Here is an 18,296-nt window from a genome sequence, read left to right on the forward strand (position 1 = left end):
AAACAAGGCGAACTTACGCGTCAATAGCTGGCCTATTGCAAGTAAATTCAACGTAGTTAGCGCTGAAAATAGCTGCTCGAGATAGATTTATTATCCAGAATTCAGATTAAATATATAAACAGCAAACAAAAACGCCAGCATTTAGCTGGCGTTTTTGTGAGTGGCTTTTTAATTACAGACTTTCTAGAAAATCTTCATCAAAATCCGCAGGCTCTTCTTTAACAGGCGGGTTACCATCATATAGTTCATATATTTGACGTTGGAAGTAAATATCTTTAACAAATAAATATGGGTCGAGCGAATCATTTAGCAAACCTTCTTGAGGAATTAATGATGCTCGTGCTTCAACGGCTTTTAAAACAAAGACTAAAATTGTTTGTGGTGTGGTCAGAGCTATTTTAGGCAAGGCGATATTATCAACAACATCACCTGTTAGATTACGGGCAGTCGTTGGCCCCATACCTGGGAGCATTAAATAAGCACCATCACCGACGCCCCATACACCCAGAGTTTGGCCAAAGTCTTCATCTACAACTTCAAGACCTAATGAGCTCGCAACATCAAAAATACCAAATATACCCACCGTCGAGTTAACTAAAAAACGCGCTAAGCTCACGCCTGCATTTCCGGCTTTACCCTGTAAACCAGCATTTATCATATCCACTGGTGCTGTAATATTATCAGTGAAATGTACAACACCCTGTCGAACAGGTGCTGGCGTTACTGTTATATAACCGACTGCGGCTGGACGTAATATGTATGCATCTAGCACATCCATATTAAAGTCATATAGCGGGCGATTAATACTTTGCAGCGGATCTCTATCATCTACTTTGCTTTGTGGTACCTGAGCACAACCGGCCAGTACCAATAAACATAAAAATGTGAAACTATGTTTTAACATCTAACGTCCTTAAGGTATTAATGTATTAATTTGAAGTTGGTAGTCACTTACACTTTCACGCTTTAACGGCTCTGAATGCCCTTCAAGCTCGCCAGAACTTGGCATAACCGAGTCATCTATAGAAATACGAGCCGATATAACAATATTCTCTGCACTAGATAAGTTAAGCCCTGCAACCATTGCACTACTATCGCTCAACTCAACCGTAACTGGAAATGAATAGGTAGTTAGCTTAACAGCAGCTAGCGGCATAGGAGAGCCAGTTGCAGCTTTTGCAAATATAAACAAAATGCCGTTTTTTGGTTGTTTATCAATAAGTTCTTTTGCAATATCGACGGTAACAGTAATAGTGCTCACACCGTTTGTTACAGGTGTAACAGAACCTTCACTTTGCATTTGCTGCTCAATATCAGCAATACGTTCGGAGATCATACTATAGCGCGAATCACTTTTTTCCATACTCGCAAGTAGAACTTCAAATGCAGTTTTAGCTTGCGGCCAGTCTTTACGTTCATAAGCAATCAGTGCGAGTAATGAAATTGCATCTAAATTTGTAGGTTCAACTTTTAATACTTTTGAGAGCATGCCTGCCGCGCGGGTCATATTAGCTTCGCTACCTTCAAGTAATAAAACTTGGCTGTAGCTAATAAGTACCTGCATATTATCAGGATTCATACGCAATGCTTTATCAAATGATTGCTGCGCCATATCAAACTCATTTAGCGACATAGCCACTCGGCCAAGTAGCATCCAAGCAATTTCATCATCGCCAGAGCGGCTAAGCTTAGTACGAAGCGCCAATGCAAAAGCCTGCAGCTCATTTTGGCTAAGCGGCTCACCTTTTTGCATTACAGCACGTTCGCCATAATCAGCTAAATTATCCATTGCATCATGCCAAGCCGAAATTTGTTGCTGACTTCCCGTAAAGCTATAAAAAATCCCTGTGAGCGCAAGAACAAATGCACCACCCGTTAAAGCAAAAATACGATTATTACCTTTGCTGTTTAGTGATTTTTCTGGTGATAGCTCGTTCAACAAACGGCGTTTTAATTCAACGATTGATTCTGCGTGGTTTATGCTATCAATGCGTTGATTATCTAAATCAGTCTGCAAATCGACTAAACGCTGCTCATAAATACTAATTAATTCAGCATTGGCGTTATGAGTAATTGTTTGAACACGCTCTTTTTTTAAAAAAGGTAGCATAACAAAACCAAGCGCAACCAGTGTGAGTAAAGCAAAACACGCCCACATTAAAATCATTTAGCTTTGCTCCTGACGTTTATTTTCATCGATTAGCTTCGCTAGCAGCATTTCGTCGTCACTGCTCCACATTTGTTTTACTGATGCTTTTCGCTGGCGAATAACAATAAAACCAAAGCCGATAATTACGATTAATACAGGTAACACCCACAACACTAACGTAGCTGGTGTAACTGGTGGGTCGTAATGAACAAAATAACCAAAGCGATCGATCATGTAATCAATTACTTCGTCTTTGCTTTTACCTTCTTTAACCAACACAAGTACTTTATCGCGTAAATCTTTAGCAACAACAGCATCTGAGTCAGCAATATTCTGATTTTGACACTTAGGGCAACGCAGCTCTTTGTTCAACTCTTCAAACAATATTGCTTGTTCGTTATTATCAAATTGGTAGCGATCTTGCTGTGCAAACGCTCCCAAACTTACAAAAAGGCTAAGAGTAAGTAATAACCACTTCATTATTTAAGCTCCTGCATAATTGGCGCAAATTTAGCTCGCCATACTCGCGGGTTTATATCACCGGTGTGATGCAACAAAATAGTGCCGTTTTTATCGACTAAAAATGTTTCAGGCGCACCCGACACCCCTAAATCCAACGACAAAGTACGATGTAAATCTAAAATATTAAATTGATACGGGTCGCCTGCGCGCTCTAGCATATCGCTTACTTCAGTGCGAAGCGATTGCATATTAAATGGGCCATCAAAATCTGCGTCATAACCTTGTACGTAATAAAGGCCGACAATTTTAACGTCTTGCTCACGTAACTTAGTTAAATAGCCAAGTTCAGCTAAACAGGTTGGGCACCAAGTACCCCATACATTTAATAAGTAAACTTCACCTTTTAACGACTCGTTAGTCCACTGTTTATTATCTTGCATTAAATCAGGTAAATTAAATGCAGGCATTTCTTGGCCTAATCGCCCTGTTTGAATTTCACGAGGATTAGCAAAAAGTCCTTGGTATAAAAATACGCAGACAAAAGCAAACACCAAAAGCGGCGCAATAGCTAAAATTTTGCGGTTCATAAAACACTCTCCGCAGCTGCTCTTCTAGCTGTTTTCGTCGATGTACGATAACGCTTATCAAACAAAATCATAAATCCAGCTAACGATACAAGCACACCACCAATCCACATCCAACGAACAAATGGCTTATGATAAATTCTAAGTGACCATGCACCTTGGCTTAATTGCTCACCCAGCGCTAAGTATAAATCACGTGTAAAGCCAGCATCTATTGCCGCCTCAGTCATAAACTGCATACCTATATCGTACTTGCGTTTTTCAGCATGTAATTGGGTTACAAGTTCATTATTTTTAAGCACTGAGACAACACCCGCATGTCCGCTGTAATTTGGCCCACGAATAGTTTTAACACCATCAAAGCGATATTCGTATTGATTAAGCTGTACCGTATCACCTTGCTTCATTGATACATCACGCTCAACTGAGTAAGCAGATGTAAGCGTTACGCCCGCAATAACAAACGCAATACCAATATGACCAAGCACCATGGCCCAGTAACTTACACCTAAGCGTTTCAAACCTTCTTTTAAGGTATTGTGCACAGCTGCTTTGGTGTAAATATCAATCCCTGTTGATATAGCAATCCAAACTGCAAGCGTTGTAGCTAAGAGCGTAAGTGGTTTTACTAAATCGTAACTAGAGAATAACCAAGCACAGGTGATCACGACACTCGACACTACACCCATTAATATTTTGTTTTGCAAAAAGGCCCATTTGTTTTGCTTCCAGCGTAAAAATGGTCCTATTCCCATCAAAATAGCGAACGGCACTAAAATTATTGCAAACATTTTATTAAAAAACGGTTCGCCAATAGAAATACTGCCCAAGCCCATTTCTTTATGCACCATAGGTAATAGCGTACCAAGCAATACGATTAATGTAGCAACCACTAAAAATATATTATTGAGCCATAATGCCACTTCGCGAGATACAAGCTTATATCGACCTTCACTGTGCACTTGCGATACTCGTAGCGCATACAATGCTAAGCCACCGCCTACAACGATGCCGAAAAAGGCAAGAATAAATAAACCTCTATCAGGGTCTGTTGCAAAAGCATGCACCGATACAATAATACCCGAGCGTACAATAAACGTACCCAGCAAACTTAAAGAGAATGCAGCAATTGCGAGTAATACCGTCCACGATTTAAACACACCGCGTTTTTCAGTCACGCTTAAAGAGTGTAATAATGCAGTTGCAACAAGCCATGGCATAAGCGAGGCGTTTTCAACCGGATCCCAAAACCACCAGCCGCCCCAGCCAAGTTCTGAATACGCCCACCAGCTACCAATTGTTATTCCTAGAGTTAAAAAGCCCCATGCAGTCATTGTCCACGGGCGTGACCATTTAGCCCATGTGTTATCAAGTTTACCTGTTAACAATGCCGCAATAGCAAAAGAGAAAGCAACCGACAGCCCTACATAACCCATGTACAGTAATGGCGGATGAATAATCATACCGGGATCTTGAAGTAACGGGTTTAAATCACGTCCTTCGACCGGAAAATAAGGCAGTAAACGCTCAAATGGGCTTGAAAGCAGCAGGGTGTACATCATAAAACCCACACCTAAAAAGCCAAGCACACCCAATACACGCGCACGTAATACCCAAGGTAATGATTTGGAGCGTGCAGCAACTACCGCTGTCCAACCCGCTTGCATTACAAGCCATAGTAAAATGGCCCCTTCATGACCGCCCCACGTAGAGGTGATTTTATAATACCAAGGCAATGTACTACTTGAATGGTAGGCTACGTACGATACGGTAAAATCATCCGTTAAACTGGCATAAATAAGTGCAGCAAAAGAGATTAAAACAAAAGCAAATTGCCCTATTGCTAAAGATGGAGCCGCGCGCATCAATCGAAGATTACCGGTATGCGCACCCCAAAGAGGAAAAATACACAGCAAAACGCTTAGCACCATGGCAAGCGTTAAAGAAAAATAACCAATTTCTGGGATCATAGCTAATTACCACTATCTAAGTTGTATTTTGGTTTTTCGTGCTTAATACCTTTAACTGCCTCTGCAACTTCTGCAGGCATATATTCTTCATCATGCTTTGCAAGCACTTCAAATGCTTCTATTACGTTAGGCTCAATTAATACGCCTTGCGCTACAATGCCTTGCCCTTCACGAAATAAATCAGGCAAAATACCTTGATAACGTACTGTTACCAGTGGGCCAGTATCAATTAACTTAAAGCTTACTTGTAAACTTTGTTCATTACGCTTAACAGTACCTGGAACAACCATACCGCCAATACGTAACTTTTGGCCTATATATGGCTTTTCTTTGTTAGGGCCTTTACCGTCAATAAGTTCACTTGGCGTATAAAATAAGTTTATATTTTCTTGCAGTGCATAGAGCACTAAACCAATTGATCCACCAATGCTAAACAGTACGGCAATGATTACCAATAAGCGCTTTTTACGTCTTGGATTCATGAGATTTGTTCCTGTTTAGCTTTTTTAATTCGCGCTTCACGTATTATTTGTTGCTCTACAGAAGCCATAATACGTTTGGTATCTCTTAAAGAGTTTACTAAAATACCAAGTAAAATAAGTGCGCATGTACCAAAAGAAAGCCATACATAAAACCCATAGCCCCCCATTGCAATAAAATCAGAAAAAGAGTCAAACTGCATAATTACCCCTTATTTAACAACGTTCGCACCCACGGTCGATGCTTTTCGCGTTGCAAAATTTCATTTTTAAGACGAATTAAAGTCACTGTTCCTACAAAAGCAGCAAAGGCTAAAATATTAACCATAAGCGGCCAAAACATACTTGGGTCAACTGCATTTGTATTGAACTTTGTAATGCTTGCGCCTTGGTGCAATGTATTCCACCATTCAACCGAAAAGTGAATGATTGGTAAGTTGATCACCCCAACAATGGCTAAAATAGACGCGGCACGTCCTGCTGATTTTTTATCTTCAAATGCGTGGTATAGCGAAAGCACACCCAAGTATAAAAATAGCAAAATAAGCTCAGAGGTTAAACGTGCATCCCACACCCACCAAGCACCCCACATAGGTTTACCCCAGGCAGCGCCAGTAATGAGCGCTATTGCAGTCACGCAAGCACCTACTGGTGCTATAGCAATAACCGCAAGCTCTGCATTTCTTAGTTGCCATACAAGTGCAACAATAGCGGCAATAGCCATTGATGAGTAAGCACCCATTGATAAAATGGCCGAAGGAACATGAATAAAGATGATACGGTAGCTGTCTTTTTGTTGGTAATCGGCAGGTGCAAAACCAAGCCCCCAAACCCACCCAACAATCATACTAACTACAGTAACTACGGCGAAATAAGGCAGTAACGTATTGCATAACTGGTATGCACGCTCTGCTTTAGCATAGGGATGTAACCATTTCCACATTAACTTACACTCACTTTTAAAGCTGACGATATGGCAATTGGTGCGCTAATAATAGCAATAAGTAACATAGCACCAAGGATGGCAAGCTGCCCGCTATAATCCAGCGACATAGAGCTGGTATCGATAGCCGACGTTGCAAAAATCAAAACAGGAATATACAAAGGCAGTACGAGTAAACTCATCAAAATACCCCCTTTTTGTAGCCCCACAGTAAGACCAGCGCCTATTGCGCCAATAAAGCTCAACAGTGGTGTGCCTAATAATAATGTTAAAACAGTCGCGGTTAATGCCGTGCTCTCTAGGTTTAACAACAATGCAAACAACGGCGTCATTAATACCAGCGGTAAACCTGTCACTACCCAGTGTGCGGCAACTTTGGCAAGCACTGTGAGTGATAACGGATAAGAAGACGCAATTAATTGTTCAAGAGATCCATCATTAAAATCATCTCTAAATAACTTATCTAAACCCAACATAGTAGAAAGTAGTGCAGCGACCCAAATGATACCTGGCGCCATTCTCGCTAATAGACCAGGCTCAGGCCCTATTGCTAACGGAAATAATGAAATTACAATTAAGAAAAACAAAATAGGGTTTACAATTTCGGCGCGCTGACGAAATGCAAGCTTTACATCTTTGCTAAATACCGCACTAAAGAGCAACCAATAAGAGTGTTGACGAGTCATTAGTGGCGATACTCCAATGTAACCGTTTGTAAGTTACTAAAGTGGGTCGTTAAGTCTTGGTGAGTCGTTAACAAAATAGCACCACCCCTTTGTAAGTGCTCAGTAAATCTTTGTTGTAAAAAGGCAACACCGCTTTTATCAAGTGCAGTAAATGGCTCATCAAGTACCCATAATTTAGCATCGCTTAACCAAAGCCTTACTAAAGCAACACGTCTTTGTTGCCCTGCTGATAACGTTCTAACAGGTACATCTTCAAGCCCAACAAGACCCAGTTTCGCTAAAATAGGATATAAGTCAGGCTCATTTATGTAGCCATTTATATGTAACCAATGACGAACATTTTCAACCGCGCTAAGCTGGGTGTTTACACCCGTTTTATGGCCTATAAATAATAACTCTCTGGCATACTCTTCATAGTACTTAGATATCGATTGTTCTTGGTATAAAATAACGCCTTCGTCAGGCACAGAAAAACCTGCGATAATACGCAATAGCGACGTTTTACCAGCCCCATTAGGACCCGCTAATTGCATGATTTGACCGCTATTAAGGCTAAAATTAAGATCCGCAAACAAACAACGTTCTTGCTTGATGCAGGTGACGGACTTAATGTGTAACAAGATGACGATTCTCTCTGCCAAAAATTAGGCGTTAGTCTACCATAATGATAGGGTAATACGAATATTGCTTTAAAATCGATTCACTTAAAATAGAGAAAACTTGATTTAAAATAATGAATACGCCAACGCAAATCACATTATCTAATTCATTGGTTATCAATCAATCGAGCAACGCTCAAACGAATGAATTATCGCAATTACCTGATGAGGTACTTGCCGCTAAAAACATACAATTTTCGAAAGATTCGATTACGCTTGATGTATTTATTGATAAGCATTGGCAAACATTAAGGCTTGGCACTACTAACGCGCCTCAAAACTTACAAAAAATAGCCAGTGCCAACATACAGCTCAGCTCCGATGGCAAACAGCTCAACATTACGCCAAACAGTACAACACTGACCATAAACCAACCAGCTCAGTTGCAACGCTTATTAAATTATGTGAGCACAGGCGCCGAGGTAGAAAGCAAACCAATGGCTGTGCAAGTGGTGTTATCCCCAACCCCAAAATTAGTTATTGATAAACTCAACGCCAGTATTGCAATAAATAAAGAGGTAGCGCAGCTACTCATAACCGAGCAACCTTTAAAAGTAATTGTGAGTACTAACAACAAAGGTGCGCAGCTAAATGTTATTAATAGCTTTGCTGATACAGTTCATTCGCAACCACTAAGTCAAGCAAGGCTCACTAAATTACTTGCAGCGCTGCTACCTAATGCACAACTACAAGCAACACCTAAACTAGCTATTTTAACTCACCCACAAAAGTCGGGTTCGTTTACAACGCCTATAAATAATAAACAAGTTAGTGAACTACCCAACATACCGATTAAAGTAAACTTAGTAAATCAGGCCGATAAGTTATTTATTAAAACCGATACTAATAATATAAACGTGACGCTTAATAATTCATTCTCCAAACCGTTTAACGAACTGCTTTTAGCTCAAAAAAATAGTGACCCTGAAATATCGATCTCAACCTCGTCCAATAGCAAAATGAGTCCACTTCTTACACAAAGCAGCCCAATAAAATCATGGCTACTTCATAGTTTTAGTGATTTAAAAACACGGATTAATGACGCAGTAAAATATTTTGAACACAAGCCGTTCGCAACAGGGTCAAAACAAACAATTGCATTGGCACCTGAGTTATCTAAAAGTGACACTCCTAGTGCTGTTATTACTCAGCAATTTAAAAAAATAAATATGACACAAAACCTAGATATGCTAATTAAAGGCACTGACGGTAAAACCTTGATTAACGTAACAAATATTTTGCCAAAGCACTTTAATCAAGTGCCTCCTTTAGCACAATTAACTCAGCTCCTAAAAGCCAGTGTTAATATATGGCAGGCATTACCTCAGCATAATCAAACATTACCAGCCAGTAACGCCCAAAATACTGATGCTCATCACTTTAAAAATATAATTTCACCAGAAAGTATTTCTCGTAGCCAAATGTTACAACCAATAGAAGCAAAGCTGCTTAGTCCTCTTTTAAAGCTACCTGACTCAATTGCTGCCACTGAAAAACCAGTGAACAGCAAATCAATTTTAAACAGCCAAATAAATAACATAACAAGCAAAATAGAAAAGGATTCACCAGATTTAACACGCCTTATTAATCAAGCTTTTAACCGTATGGTCTCAAGTACTAATGTGCATCCCGTGACTATTCAGCGTGAGATACTAACAAACATTCAACCCTCTATACTTGCTAATGACACGCTGCAAAGCAGTTTTACTAAAGGGCTAGAACAAATGGCGGTAAGCATTTTAGCGGCACCCACTATCAATCAGTCAATCGTCCCTGTTAGCTTGAATAATCACACTGGCTTAGATGCATTATTGCAAGTATTACTACCTACTTTTAAAACAGGTAACACGAGTGCTAAGCTGCTTGAGCAACTACAGCAACCTCAAGTTCAAGCCCTCGCAAACGAGCTGATACAAGTAAAAAACACGTTAAATCAGGTGCAAGTTTCAATGCCAAATCAACACCCTGATTCAAATCCTTTAGTGCAATTTTTATTACCCATGAAACTTCCCCCTGAGGCGGCTCAAACAGAAATAACGCTAGGGCAATATAAAAAATCGAGTGGCGATAAACTAGAGAGTAAAAATGTATGGTTTGTCAGATTAAATTTTGACTATGCTGAACTCGGTCAGTTACAAATCACTGCGGAGTTGATGGATAAAGCACTTGATTGCCAGTTACTAGCATCTAGCCAAGAAATTACAGCGATTGCTCATCCGCACCTAGATAACTTAAGATTAAAGCTTGCAAAGCATGGTTTGCAAGTAGGCGAACTTAATTTAAAGCGCGGTGATACTAATCATCAAGCATTTGATAATTCACATGCAATTATTAATATTAAGGTTTAATTATGAGTGATGTGCTTAATAATAAATCAGCTATCGGGCTTTTATACGAAACGGGTAGTACACCCACAATAAGTGCTAAAGGTTTTGGTGAATTAGCTGACGAAATAGTCGCTGCGGCCAAAAAGAAAGGAATTATGATCCACGAAGATGCTGCGCTTGCTAAAACATTATCACACTTGGCATTAGGAGAAGAAATCCCTAAAGAGCTTTATTATGTAATTGCGGAGCTAATTGCCTTTTCCTATGTATTAAGGGGGCAATTCCCGCCAGGTTGGAAGGACTTTCAAGGTAAGCTAAATATAAAAGCATAAACAAAATGTTGGCTTAAAATACCAATTAAACTAAAAAGGCGCTAAGCGCCTTTTTGCTTATGCAGAGAAAACAGTAATTCGGCTTCAGCTCTAGGCAGTTCACATTCGCGTATAACCTCGTCTAAATCGGCACCTAAGCCAACCATTTTTACAGCACGAGAATAAATTTTAGCATCTGGATCGTCGTATTTCTGAGCCGCTTGTTGTAAAACTAACTCTTGGTTTTGTTGTTCAACCTCAAGCACTCGTTTACCAATACTCAATAATCCGGTTCGTAATTCAGATACTTCACTTCGCAGAATATGAGTTTGCTCTGAAGTGTCTTTAAGTTGCTGCATAGCAGAATCAAGCTCAGTTGCTTGTTTGCTTTTTAATGCAGCAATTAGCGCTAACGATATAAGTCCAATCGCCAGCGCTGCAATTGCGATACTAAGTAACAACATATTTTAGTGGTAAAGCTTATATATCGCTTAACTCATCCCATTCATCATCGCTGAGCAATTTGTTTAAATCGACTAAAATCAGTAATTCATCATCACGATTACACACACCTTGAATGAATTTAGCACTTTCTTCAGTACCAACATTTGGTGCACTGTCTATTTCAGAACTACGTAGATAAACCACTTCAGAGACACTATCGGCTAAAATGCCTATAACTTGTTCTTCAGCTTCAATGATTAAGATACGAGAGTTATCAGTTGCATCTGCAGCATCTAAACCAAAGCGAGAGCGTGTATCTATAACGGTTACAACATTACCACGTAAATTAATAATACCAATTACGTAAGAAGGCGCACCAGGCACTGGAGCAATTTCAGTGTAGCGCAATATTTCTTGCACTTGCATTACATTTACGCCATAAGTCTCTTCTTCTAGCTTAAATGTAACCCACTGTAATATTTCATCATTATCTGCATTTTTATTTGCTGACAGTAATTTATCTTGATTCATGCTATTTCCCCGTAATGGTCATTATTACTGACGACTATCTAAGCCTTTTTCTAATAATGCATTTAAATTATCTACATCTATTAAAGCACACATTTTTTCTTTAATAACACCGGCAAGCCATGGACGCTTACCTTTATTAGTATTCCATTTTACATCTTCTTTACTCAATGTAATGTTATTTATTAACTTTTCAGCCAATAATCCCCACTGGCTATCGCCTAGCGTGATTAAATATTGATAATTAAGAGATGCCTCTAACTTTTCATCATACTTTTCAGGCATGACCCAACGAGCGGTATCAACAACATTTAGCTTCTCATCTCTGTTAAGCATAACGCCTTTAAACCACTTTGGCTTACCAAACAGATGATTTACTTCACTTAACTGATGAATTCCACCCAGTGACTTTAATGGCACAGCAAGCGTTAACCCTGCAACTTCAAAAAACAATGCCTGAAATTCGCCTTCAAAATAATCTTCTTGGCTTTGCGTTTTCAGTGCCTGTGAAGGCTTTTCTGATAATTGCGCTGCGGTATTATCTGTTACATCAATAATTTTATCTGTAACAACCTTTTCACTCGGTAAAGGCTTGGGTGCTACTACTGATTGAATTTGTTCATCAGTCTTTTCAGTTACATTACTCTCTTTAGTCTGTAACTGTTCTTGTTCTGTCCCATTAGGTATTTTTTCAAGCAATTTTGCGACAGGCTCTAGGTTATCTATAGGCCCATCGTCACGTAACAATGCACCTAAATATTGAGTCATTACTTTTTCATTAGCAAATAATTGCTTACTCATTTATCAACCTTGTTCAATTAAATAGTCTAATAGTGCTTTATAAGCAAACACACCTCGGGATCGAGGACAAAACTCAATGGGTACTTTTTGCGCAAAGCTCGCATCCCTTAGCTTTGTATCTACGGGAATAACCCCTGGCCACACCTTATCTTTATAGGTATCTTGCAAAGTCTTATAAGCTTCTAAAGATGCTTTAGTCCGTTTATCGTACATAGTAGGAATTATAGTATATTCATAATTTTTCGCTTGCGAGGTTTGCATTAACTCCATCGTACGCATCATTCTATCAAGTCCTTTTAAAGCCAAGAATTCAGTTTGTACGGGAACTAAAATACGCTCGCTTGCCGCAAGTGCATTAACCATTAACACGCCTAACACGGGTGGGCAATCAAGAATTGCATAATCATAATGGTCACTAATTTTTGCAAGCGTTTTTTTTAATATTAACCCCATACCCGATTTATTACCCATACTCCTATCGAGTGTGGCAATTGCCATAGTCGCGGGTAAAATATCCAAATTCTCGAGCGTTGACGGACAGAGTGATTGAAGTATTTCTTCACTTTGCATGCTTGTACCACGGGCAAAAATATCATATACGCTAATTTCTAAATCTTCTGAATCAATACCAAAATAATAGGTTAATGATGCATGTGGATCTGTATCAATCAGTAATACCCGCTTACCTCGCAAAGCAAGAATACCGGCAAGGCTCACTGCTGTTGTTGTTTTTCCCACACCACCTTTTTGATTTGCCACAGTCCAGATTTTCACATTACATCCTAATTACTGTTCGCTACGAGTAGTGATGCGGACACCACCATGAGGTAAACGAATTATTTTTATTGTATCGTCATCTGAAGGGAGTTCAATTTCTGGTTCTATTTTTTGACTCTCTGGCTTTGATTTATCAACGCCAATAACAGGTGGTAATCCATACTTAGAAAGTGCAATGACAACTTTGCGATTTTCAGCTCGCCCTTGCTCTGTACTATTATCTGCAAGAGGAGAGTATTGCCCATAACCTTCTATTGCCATACGCGCAGAGTTTATTCCTAACTCTTCTAGTTCAACTAAAATTGATGTTGCTCTTGCTACCGATAACTCCCAATTAGAACGAAATATTTCATTACGAATAGTTTCATTATCAGTATAACCACGCACTCTAATATAATTATCTACAGGAGCAATAATATCTTTAACGAGTTTGACGACTTGTTTAGCTCGTAAATGAGCGACTGAACTGCCACTTGAAAATAGCATTCCAGAGCTAAGTTCAATAATTAGCCAATCTTGGTTTAACTCTAAATTTGCTTCACCATCACGAATTTCGTCAATAAGTGCTGATTGTAATTTTGTTAACAAGCTATCTAAAGGTTTTCCTAAATACTTTTGCTGTATATTGCTAGTATCACTTTGTCCATCAAGTAGTTCAGGACCTTGATCTTGTTTTTGAATGCTCTCGCCATAAAGCACTTCTTGTTCAGGAGTTACTCTATCAGTAAGAATACCATTACCGTTTACACCTTCACCATTTTGTGAATATTGGCGTGCAGATTTATCAAAAACATGTTCAAGTGAATCTGACAATATTTGAAAATTTTCTTCTTTACTGATTGCAATAGCATACATAACCACAAAGAATGCAAACATAATGGTCATGTAATCAGCATAAGAGACTAACCAGCGTTCGGTATGTTGGCTTTTTGAAGAGACATTGCGTAAGCGGCGGCGTAACATAGCGATTACTCTTGGGCTAAGTTAGGACGTTCTACACGGTAGGCTTCAAGCTTTAATTCAATATTTAGCGGGCTTTCACCTAAGCTTATCGCGATAACACCTTCAGCAAGCATTTCATGATAAAGCATTTTTTGTTCAATCCGTTGTTTTAACTTATTTGCCATCGGCAAAAAAATAATATTAGCAAGACCGACACCATATATTGTAGCAATAAACGCAGTTGCCACACCTTCACCCAACTTTTGCGGATCAGTGATGAAAGACATCGCTTGAATAAGTCCTAGTACAGCCCCTAAAATACCAATGGTTGGGCTGTAGCCTCCCATTGCTTCATAAACACGCCCTGCCTCTAATAATCTGTCGCGTTCAAGTAATAAGTCTATTTCGAGTGTGTCTCGTAATTTTTGCTCAGAACAACCATCAACCAATAAACCAAGCCCTTTGGCGGCATAGATATCAGGATGAATAAACGCTTCGTTTTCTAGTGCCAAATAGCCTTCTTGACGGGCTTTGTGCGACCAACGTTTAACTTGCTCAATTGCTTCGTCTATATCGTATTGTGGAGCGAAAAAAACCCAATGGCTTATTTTTAGCATTTTTTTAAAGGTGCTTGCAGATGTTTGTAACATCACAGCACCCAATGTACCACCAAGCACTATAACGAGCGCAGGGACATTAAATAATGCAGATGCAACGCCCCCTTCCAAAGAGTAACCAATTGCTATAGATCCTAGCGCAATAAGTAGCCCTAGAATAGAAAGCTTATCCACAACCAGTTTCTCTTTTTATTCTCACAGCTACGTCATCAAGCGCTAAGATCTCACTGGCTAGCCCAGCATTTACTAATGCTTGTGGCATACCATAAACGACACAACTATTTTCATCTTGTGCCCAAATCGTTGCACCCGTTTGTTTGAGCATTCTTGCTCCATCACGCCCATCAGCTCCCATACCAGTCAACACTATTGCTAACACATCGCCTTGATAAGCTTTCGCTACACTTGCAAATGTTACATCGACGCTTGGTTTATAAGTGATTCGTTCGCTTTGATCTTCAAAAACTCTTAACGTTTTTGCAGCTCCACGCCCCTCAACCATCATTTGCTGACCACCGGGTGCTAAATAAGCCGTTCCAGCTTGTAAACGATCGCCTTGTTGTGCTTCTTTTACTTTAATTTTGCATAAGCTATTTAAGCGCGTCGCAAATGCCGGTGTAAATGCCGCAGGCATATGTTGAATCAACAAAATGGGGTGCGGGAAGTTAGCTGGTAACTGAGTTAAAATAGTTTGCAGTGCCACAGGCCCACCAGTAGATGTGCCAATCGCAAGTAGTTGATAATGTTTACCGCTAGTGCGAATTGTTGAAGCATTTACTGATGACTTAGGCTGCACTGCTGAGCGTTGAAAGCTTCTATCTGGCTGGCGTATATTAGTCTCTTTAGCAACTATTGATGGCTTTATACTCGGCGCTAGGGATGTTGGTGCTAACTTAGCCGGAACTAAAGGCTTAAATGAACGAGGGATGCGACGACGGCCAATCTCTTTTACTTTTGTTTGTAAAAGCTTTATTGCATCATCATTATTACGGGCAATGTCTTCAAACTTTTTAGGTAAAAAGTCCATTGCTCCAGCATCTAGCGCATCTAGTGTTGCTGTAGCACCATCACGTGTTAGCGACGAAAACATTAAAATAGGGGTTGGATTGCTTGCCATTATTTCTTTAACAGCACTGATACCATCTAAGACCGGCATCTCAACATCCATCGTGATCATGTCAGGGCGTAATTGCTCAGTTTTTTCAACAGCTTCTCGACCATTTACAGCAAAGCCAATTACTTTAATATCGTTGTCTTGTTCGAGAATTTCGCTTACTCTACGGCGAAAAAAGCTCGAATCATCAACAACTAAGACTTTAACAACCATTGAGCTCTCTTATTTAGTTTAGACGTAGGTGTAGTGCATACTACACCTACTTATTGTCAGTTCGCGTAATGTTTTAGCATACTTGGAACATCTAAAATCAATGCAATTCCACCATCAGAAGTTATTGTAGCGCCAGCCATTCCGGGAGTGCCTTGTAATAAAGCGTCAAGAGGTTTGATTACAACTTCTTCTTGCCCTATTAACGAGTCCACTACAAAACCAACTTGCTGCGTGCCTATTTGAACAATCACGACATGACCTTGATCTTTACGCAAAGAACGATCGGCCCCTTTTACAAGCCAATGTTCCAAGTAGAACAATGGAACCGCTTTTTTGCGGACAATAACAGTTAACTGACCATTAACAACATTTGTTTTAGTTAAATCAAAGTGGAATATTTCACTAACACCAGCAAGTGGTAATGCAAATGTCTGTGCACCAACAACAACCATTAACGTTGGAAGTATTGCGAGCGTTAACGGTACTTTAATCTCTAATGTTGTACCAACACCTAACTCTGATTCAATACTTACAGAACCGTTAAGCTGGGTGATTTTTGTTTTTACAACATCCATTCCAACACCACGTCCGGAAATATCCGAAATTTCTTCTTTTGTTGAAAAGCCTGGTGCAAAAATTAAGTTGTAAGCTTCAGTGTTTGAAAGTCGACTTGCTTGGTCATGATCAAGTACACCTTTAGCTATTGCTATTTTCTTGAGTTTCTCAGCATCCATACCAGCACCATCATCTTTGATAGTAAGCAAAATATGATCGCCTTGTTGAGACGCTGATAACGTAACAGTACCTGTTCTTGATTTTCCAGATGCTTCACGTACATCTGGCATTTCAATGCCGTGATCGACTGAGTTTCTGACCAAATGCACGAGCGGATCGGCTAACGCTTCAACCAAGTTTTTATCTAAATCAGTTTCTTCGCCGACCAGTAATAAATTGATATCTTTATTTAAGCTTCTCGCCAAGTCACGAACAACTCGAGGAAAACGCCCAAATACTTTTTTGATCGGTTGCATGCGGGTTTGCATAACCGCACCTTGAATATCGGCGGTTACAACATCTAAATTTGATATTGCTTTACCCATCGCTTCACTTTCAGAATTGGTGGCCAAACTAACGAGGCGATTTCTCACAAGTACTAGCTCACCAACCATATTCATAATTTGATCAAGGCGCTTAGTGTCTACACGTACTGTAGTTTCAGCTGCGGGCGCGACTGCCTTTTTCGGAGCTGCGGCTGGGCTTGGAGCAGCAGGACTTGGTGCTTTTGCTTCAGGCTTATTAGCGGGCTTACTAACAGGCGCAGGCTCAACTTTCTTTGCCTGAACAGCCGGTTTTGGAGGTGCAGGCTTTGCAGTTACGGGATGATTACTTTCTACAGATTTAGGTGCGCTGCCTTTGCCATGTAATTCATCTAATAAGGATTCAAATTCAGCGTCACTAATATCATCATCAGAAGAGCCTGAGTTATTGGCGACAGGCGCTGTTTCTTGCGGCGTATGCGAAGCAACTGGCTCACTTTTTTGTACATCAACAGTGCCAAAACTACCAACACCATGTAACTCATCTAATAAATTATCAAACTCGTCATCAGTAATGTCACTACTAGAAGTAGTACTTACAGGCTTCTTAGTCTCAGAGCTTTGGTTATTACCATGCAGTTCATCAAGTAAGTTTTCGAATTCATCTTCTGTAATTTCATCAATTTGCGATTCGGCGGCTGGCGAAGCCGAACTACTAAATAATTCATCGAATGCAAATGGGTCGTCGTCAGGGCTTTGTGAGCTGATAGTGTTATTGTCACCGTTTTCTGTGGCAACGACATCAGCCTGTTCAGGTTCGTCTGCTGTAATTTCAGAAGATGCTCCAGATAACTCATCTTCCGTTGGAGGTAACCCTAATTTATGTAGGACTTCAAGTAATTGAGGATCTGCAGGCTCAGGCTTATCACGGTTTTGAATTGTCGCAAACATTTCATTAATGGTGTCTAATGCTTGTAAGATAACATCCATTAATTCAGAGTTTACAGTTCGAACGCCCTGTCTGAGCAAATCAAATACATTTTCTGCACCATGACAAGCATCAACAAGCTCTGTCATAGCTAAAAATCCGGCACCGCCTTTTACTGTATGAAAGCCTCGAAATATAGCATTTAATAGTTCGGTATCTTCTGGATTATTTTCCAGTTCAACTAACTGTTCGGATAGAAGTTCAAGAATTTCTCCTGCTTCTACAAGAAAGTCTTGTAAAATATCTTCATCGACTTCAAACATGC

At 39.8% G+C, this 18,296-nt stretch carries 20 protein-coding genes; 2 read left to right on the forward strand and 18 right to left on the reverse strand.

Annotated elements, in window-relative coordinates:
• Positions 1 to 172 precede the first annotated feature (172 nt).
• From CWB66_RS10715 to ccmA, 10 genes are read right to left on the reverse strand one after another with little or no spacing between them, the layout of a single operon-like run.
• Positions 173 to 904, reverse strand: a complete 732-nt coding sequence (locus CWB66_RS10715) for an MlaA family lipoprotein (protein WP_077537276.1) — start codon at positions 902 to 904, stop codon at positions 173 to 175.
• A 9-nt stretch (positions 905 to 913) separates the two neighbouring features.
• A complete protein-coding gene (gene ccmI / locus CWB66_RS10720) occupies positions 914 to 2,167 on the reverse strand; it encodes a c-type cytochrome biogenesis protein CcmI (protein WP_138585380.1) in 1,254 nt (417 codons plus the stop codon).
• The gene (locus tag CWB66_RS10725; RefSeq protein WP_138585381.1) at positions 2,168 to 2,629 is read right to left on the reverse strand and encodes a cytochrome c-type biogenesis protein; all 462 of its coding nucleotides are present in this window, start codon (positions 2,627 to 2,629) and stop codon (positions 2,168 to 2,170) included.
• A complete protein-coding gene (locus CWB66_RS10730; RefSeq protein WP_138585382.1) occupies positions 2,629 to 3,198 on the reverse strand; it encodes a redoxin family protein in 570 nt (189 codons plus the stop codon). The genes CWB66_RS10725 and CWB66_RS10730 overlap by 1 nt, the downstream gene beginning before the upstream one ends.
• Positions 3,195 to 5,165 carry a heme lyase CcmF/NrfE family subunit gene (locus CWB66_RS10735; RefSeq protein WP_077537272.1) on the reverse strand — a complete coding sequence of 657 codons (1,971 nt, stop codon included), beginning with the start codon at positions 5,163 to 5,165 and terminating at the stop codon, positions 3,195 to 3,197. The genes CWB66_RS10730 and CWB66_RS10735 overlap by 4 nt, the downstream gene beginning before the upstream one ends.
• Positions 5,166 to 5,167: 2 nt before the next feature.
• The gene (ccmE, locus tag CWB66_RS10740) at positions 5,168 to 5,647 is read right to left on the reverse strand and encodes a cytochrome c maturation protein CcmE (protein ID WP_138585383.1); all 480 of its coding nucleotides are present in this window, start codon (positions 5,645 to 5,647) and stop codon (positions 5,168 to 5,170) included.
• Positions 5,644 to 5,847, reverse strand: a complete 204-nt coding sequence (ccmD, locus tag CWB66_RS10745) for a heme exporter protein CcmD (RefSeq protein ID WP_002959284.1) — start codon at positions 5,845 to 5,847, stop codon at positions 5,644 to 5,646. Before ccmD ends, ccmE begins: the two co-directional genes overlap by 4 nt.
• A 2-nt stretch (positions 5,848 to 5,849) precedes the next feature.
• Positions 5,850 to 6,587, reverse strand: a complete 738-nt coding sequence (locus CWB66_RS10750) for a heme ABC transporter permease (RefSeq protein ID WP_077537270.1) — start codon at positions 6,585 to 6,587, stop codon at positions 5,850 to 5,852.
• Complete coding sequence (ccmB, locus tag CWB66_RS10755) at positions 6,587 to 7,273, reverse strand: heme exporter protein CcmB (RefSeq protein ID WP_077537269.1); 687 nt, start codon at positions 7,271 to 7,273, stop codon at positions 6,587 to 6,589. Before ccmB ends, CWB66_RS10750 begins: the two co-directional genes overlap by 1 nt.
• Positions 7,273 to 7,893: a cytochrome c biogenesis heme-transporting ATPase CcmA gene (ccmA, locus tag CWB66_RS10760; protein WP_138585384.1), complete on the reverse strand. Its 621-nt coding sequence runs from the start codon at positions 7,891 to 7,893 to the stop codon at positions 7,273 to 7,275. The genes ccmB and ccmA overlap by 1 nt, the downstream gene beginning before the upstream one ends.
• 113 nt (positions 7,894 to 8,006) lie before the next feature.
• On the opposite strand from ccmA, the gene fliK reads away from it, so the two are divergent.
• Both fliK and CWB66_RS10770 read left to right on the forward strand, forming a co-directional pair.
• Entirely contained in the window at positions 8,007 to 10,280 is a 2,274-nt protein-coding gene (gene fliK, locus CWB66_RS10765; RefSeq protein ID WP_138585385.1) for a flagellar hook-length control protein FliK, read from the forward strand.
• A gap of 2 nt (positions 10,281 to 10,282) precedes the next feature.
• A complete protein-coding gene (locus CWB66_RS10770) occupies positions 10,283 to 10,591 on the forward strand; it encodes an EscU/YscU/HrcU family type III secretion system export apparatus switch protein (protein WP_138585386.1) in 309 nt (102 codons plus the stop codon).
• Between the two features lie 41 nt (positions 10,592 to 10,632).
• Here CWB66_RS10770 and CWB66_RS10775 read toward each other — a convergent pair whose 3' ends face one another.
• Genes CWB66_RS10775 through CWB66_RS10810 form a run of 8 tightly spaced genes read right to left on the reverse strand, consistent with a single transcriptional unit; the run spans position 10,633 to position 18,294 of the window.
• On the reverse strand, positions 10,633 to 11,034 hold the full coding sequence (locus CWB66_RS10775) for a DUF2802 domain-containing protein (RefSeq protein WP_077537266.1): 402 nt from the start codon (positions 11,032 to 11,034) through the stop codon (positions 10,633 to 10,635).
• A 16-nt stretch (positions 11,035 to 11,050) separates the two neighbouring features.
• Positions 11,051 to 11,545, reverse strand: a complete 495-nt coding sequence (locus CWB66_RS10780) for a chemotaxis protein CheW (protein ID WP_077537265.1) — start codon at positions 11,543 to 11,545, stop codon at positions 11,051 to 11,053.
• Between the two features lie 24 nt (positions 11,546 to 11,569).
• A complete protein-coding gene (locus tag CWB66_RS10785; RefSeq protein WP_138585387.1) occupies positions 11,570 to 12,343 on the reverse strand; it encodes a chemotaxis protein CheW in 774 nt (257 codons plus the stop codon).
• 3 nt (positions 12,344 to 12,346) lie between these two features.
• Positions 12,347 to 13,117 carry a ParA family protein gene (locus CWB66_RS10790; RefSeq protein WP_077537263.1) on the reverse strand — a complete coding sequence of 257 codons (771 nt, stop codon included), beginning with the start codon at positions 13,115 to 13,117 and terminating at the stop codon, positions 12,347 to 12,349.
• A gap of 12 nt (positions 13,118 to 13,129) precedes the next feature.
• Positions 13,130 to 14,083 carry a flagellar motor protein MotB gene (locus CWB66_RS10795; RefSeq protein WP_138585388.1) on the reverse strand — a complete coding sequence of 318 codons (954 nt, stop codon included), beginning with the start codon at positions 14,081 to 14,083 and terminating at the stop codon, positions 13,130 to 13,132.
• Between the two features lie 5 nt (positions 14,084 to 14,088).
• Positions 14,089 to 14,853 (reverse strand): flagellar motor protein, encoded by a 765-nt coding sequence (locus CWB66_RS10800; RefSeq protein WP_138585389.1) that lies wholly within the window; start codon positions 14,851 to 14,853, stop codon positions 14,089 to 14,091.
• Positions 14,846 to 16,006: a protein-glutamate methylesterase/protein-glutamine glutaminase gene (locus CWB66_RS10805; RefSeq protein ID WP_138585390.1), complete on the reverse strand. Its 1,161-nt coding sequence runs from the start codon at positions 16,004 to 16,006 to the stop codon at positions 14,846 to 14,848. The genes CWB66_RS10800 and CWB66_RS10805 overlap by 8 nt, the downstream gene beginning before the upstream one ends.
• Before the next feature lie 56 nt (positions 16,007 to 16,062).
• The gene (locus tag CWB66_RS10810; protein WP_138585391.1) at positions 16,063 to 18,294 is read right to left on the reverse strand and encodes a chemotaxis protein CheA; all 2,232 of its coding nucleotides are present in this window, start codon (positions 18,292 to 18,294) and stop codon (positions 16,063 to 16,065) included.
• Positions 18,295 to 18,296 lie beyond the last annotated feature (2 nt).

Origin of the sequence: Pseudoalteromonas sp. S558, from assembly GCF_005886635.1 — a bacterium.
Taxonomy (GTDB): domain Bacteria; phylum Pseudomonadota; class Gammaproteobacteria; order Enterobacterales; family Alteromonadaceae; genus Pseudoalteromonas; species Pseudoalteromonas aliena.

Excerpts from the sequence above, each read along its gene's own strand:
- CWB66_RS10715 (WP_077537276.1), bottom strand. The coding sequence starts at position 904 with ATGTTAAAACATAGTTTCACATTTTTATGTTTATTGGTACTGGCCGGT.
- ccmI (WP_138585380.1), bottom strand. The coding sequence starts at position 2,167 with ATGATTTTAATGTGGGCGTGTTTTGCTTTACTCACACTGGTTGCGCTT.
- CWB66_RS10725 (WP_138585381.1), bottom strand. The coding sequence starts at position 2,629 with ATGAAGTGGTTATTACTTACTCTTAGCCTTTTTGTAAGTTTGGGAGCG.
- CWB66_RS10730 (WP_138585382.1), bottom strand. The coding sequence starts at position 3,198 with ATGAACCGCAAAATTTTAGCTATTGCGCCGCTTTTGGTGTTTGCTTTT.
- CWB66_RS10735 (WP_077537272.1), bottom strand. The coding sequence starts at position 5,165 with ATGATCCCAGAAATTGGTTATTTTTCTTTAACGCTTGCCATGGTGCTA.
- ccmE (WP_138585383.1), bottom strand. The coding sequence starts at position 5,647 with ATGAATCCAAGACGTAAAAAGCGCTTATTGGTAATCATTGCCGTACTG.
- ccmD (WP_002959284.1), bottom strand. The coding sequence starts at position 5,847 with ATGCAGTTTGACTCTTTTTCTGATTTTATTGCAATGGGGGGCTATGGG.
- CWB66_RS10750 (WP_077537270.1), bottom strand. The coding sequence starts at position 6,587 with ATGTGGAAATGGTTACATCCCTATGCTAAAGCAGAGCGTGCATACCAG.
- ccmB (WP_077537269.1), bottom strand. The coding sequence starts at position 7,273 with ATGACTCGTCAACACTCTTATTGGTTGCTCTTTAGTGCGGTATTTAGC.
- fliK (WP_138585385.1), top strand. The coding sequence starts at position 8,007 with ATGAATACGCCAACGCAAATCACATTATCTAATTCATTGGTTATCAAT.
- CWB66_RS10770 (WP_138585386.1), top strand. The coding sequence starts at position 10,283 with ATGAGTGATGTGCTTAATAATAAATCAGCTATCGGGCTTTTATACGAA.
- CWB66_RS10775 (WP_077537266.1), bottom strand. The coding sequence starts at position 11,034 with ATGTTGTTACTTAGTATCGCAATTGCAGCGCTGGCGATTGGACTTATA.
- CWB66_RS10780 (WP_077537265.1), bottom strand. The coding sequence starts at position 11,545 with ATGAATCAAGATAAATTACTGTCAGCAAATAAAAATGCAGATAATGAT.
- CWB66_RS10785 (WP_138585387.1), bottom strand. The coding sequence starts at position 12,343 with ATGAGTAAGCAATTATTTGCTAATGAAAAAGTAATGACTCAATATTTA.
- CWB66_RS10795 (WP_138585388.1), bottom strand. The coding sequence starts at position 14,083 with ATGTTACGCCGCCGCTTACGCAATGTCTCTTCAAAAAGCCAACATACC.
- CWB66_RS10805 (WP_138585390.1), bottom strand. The coding sequence starts at position 16,006 with ATGGTTGTTAAAGTCTTAGTTGTTGATGATTCGAGCTTTTTTCGCCGT.
- CWB66_RS10810 (WP_138585391.1), bottom strand. The coding sequence starts at position 18,294 with ATGTTTGAAGTCGATGAAGATATTTTACAAGACTTTCTTGTAGAAGCA.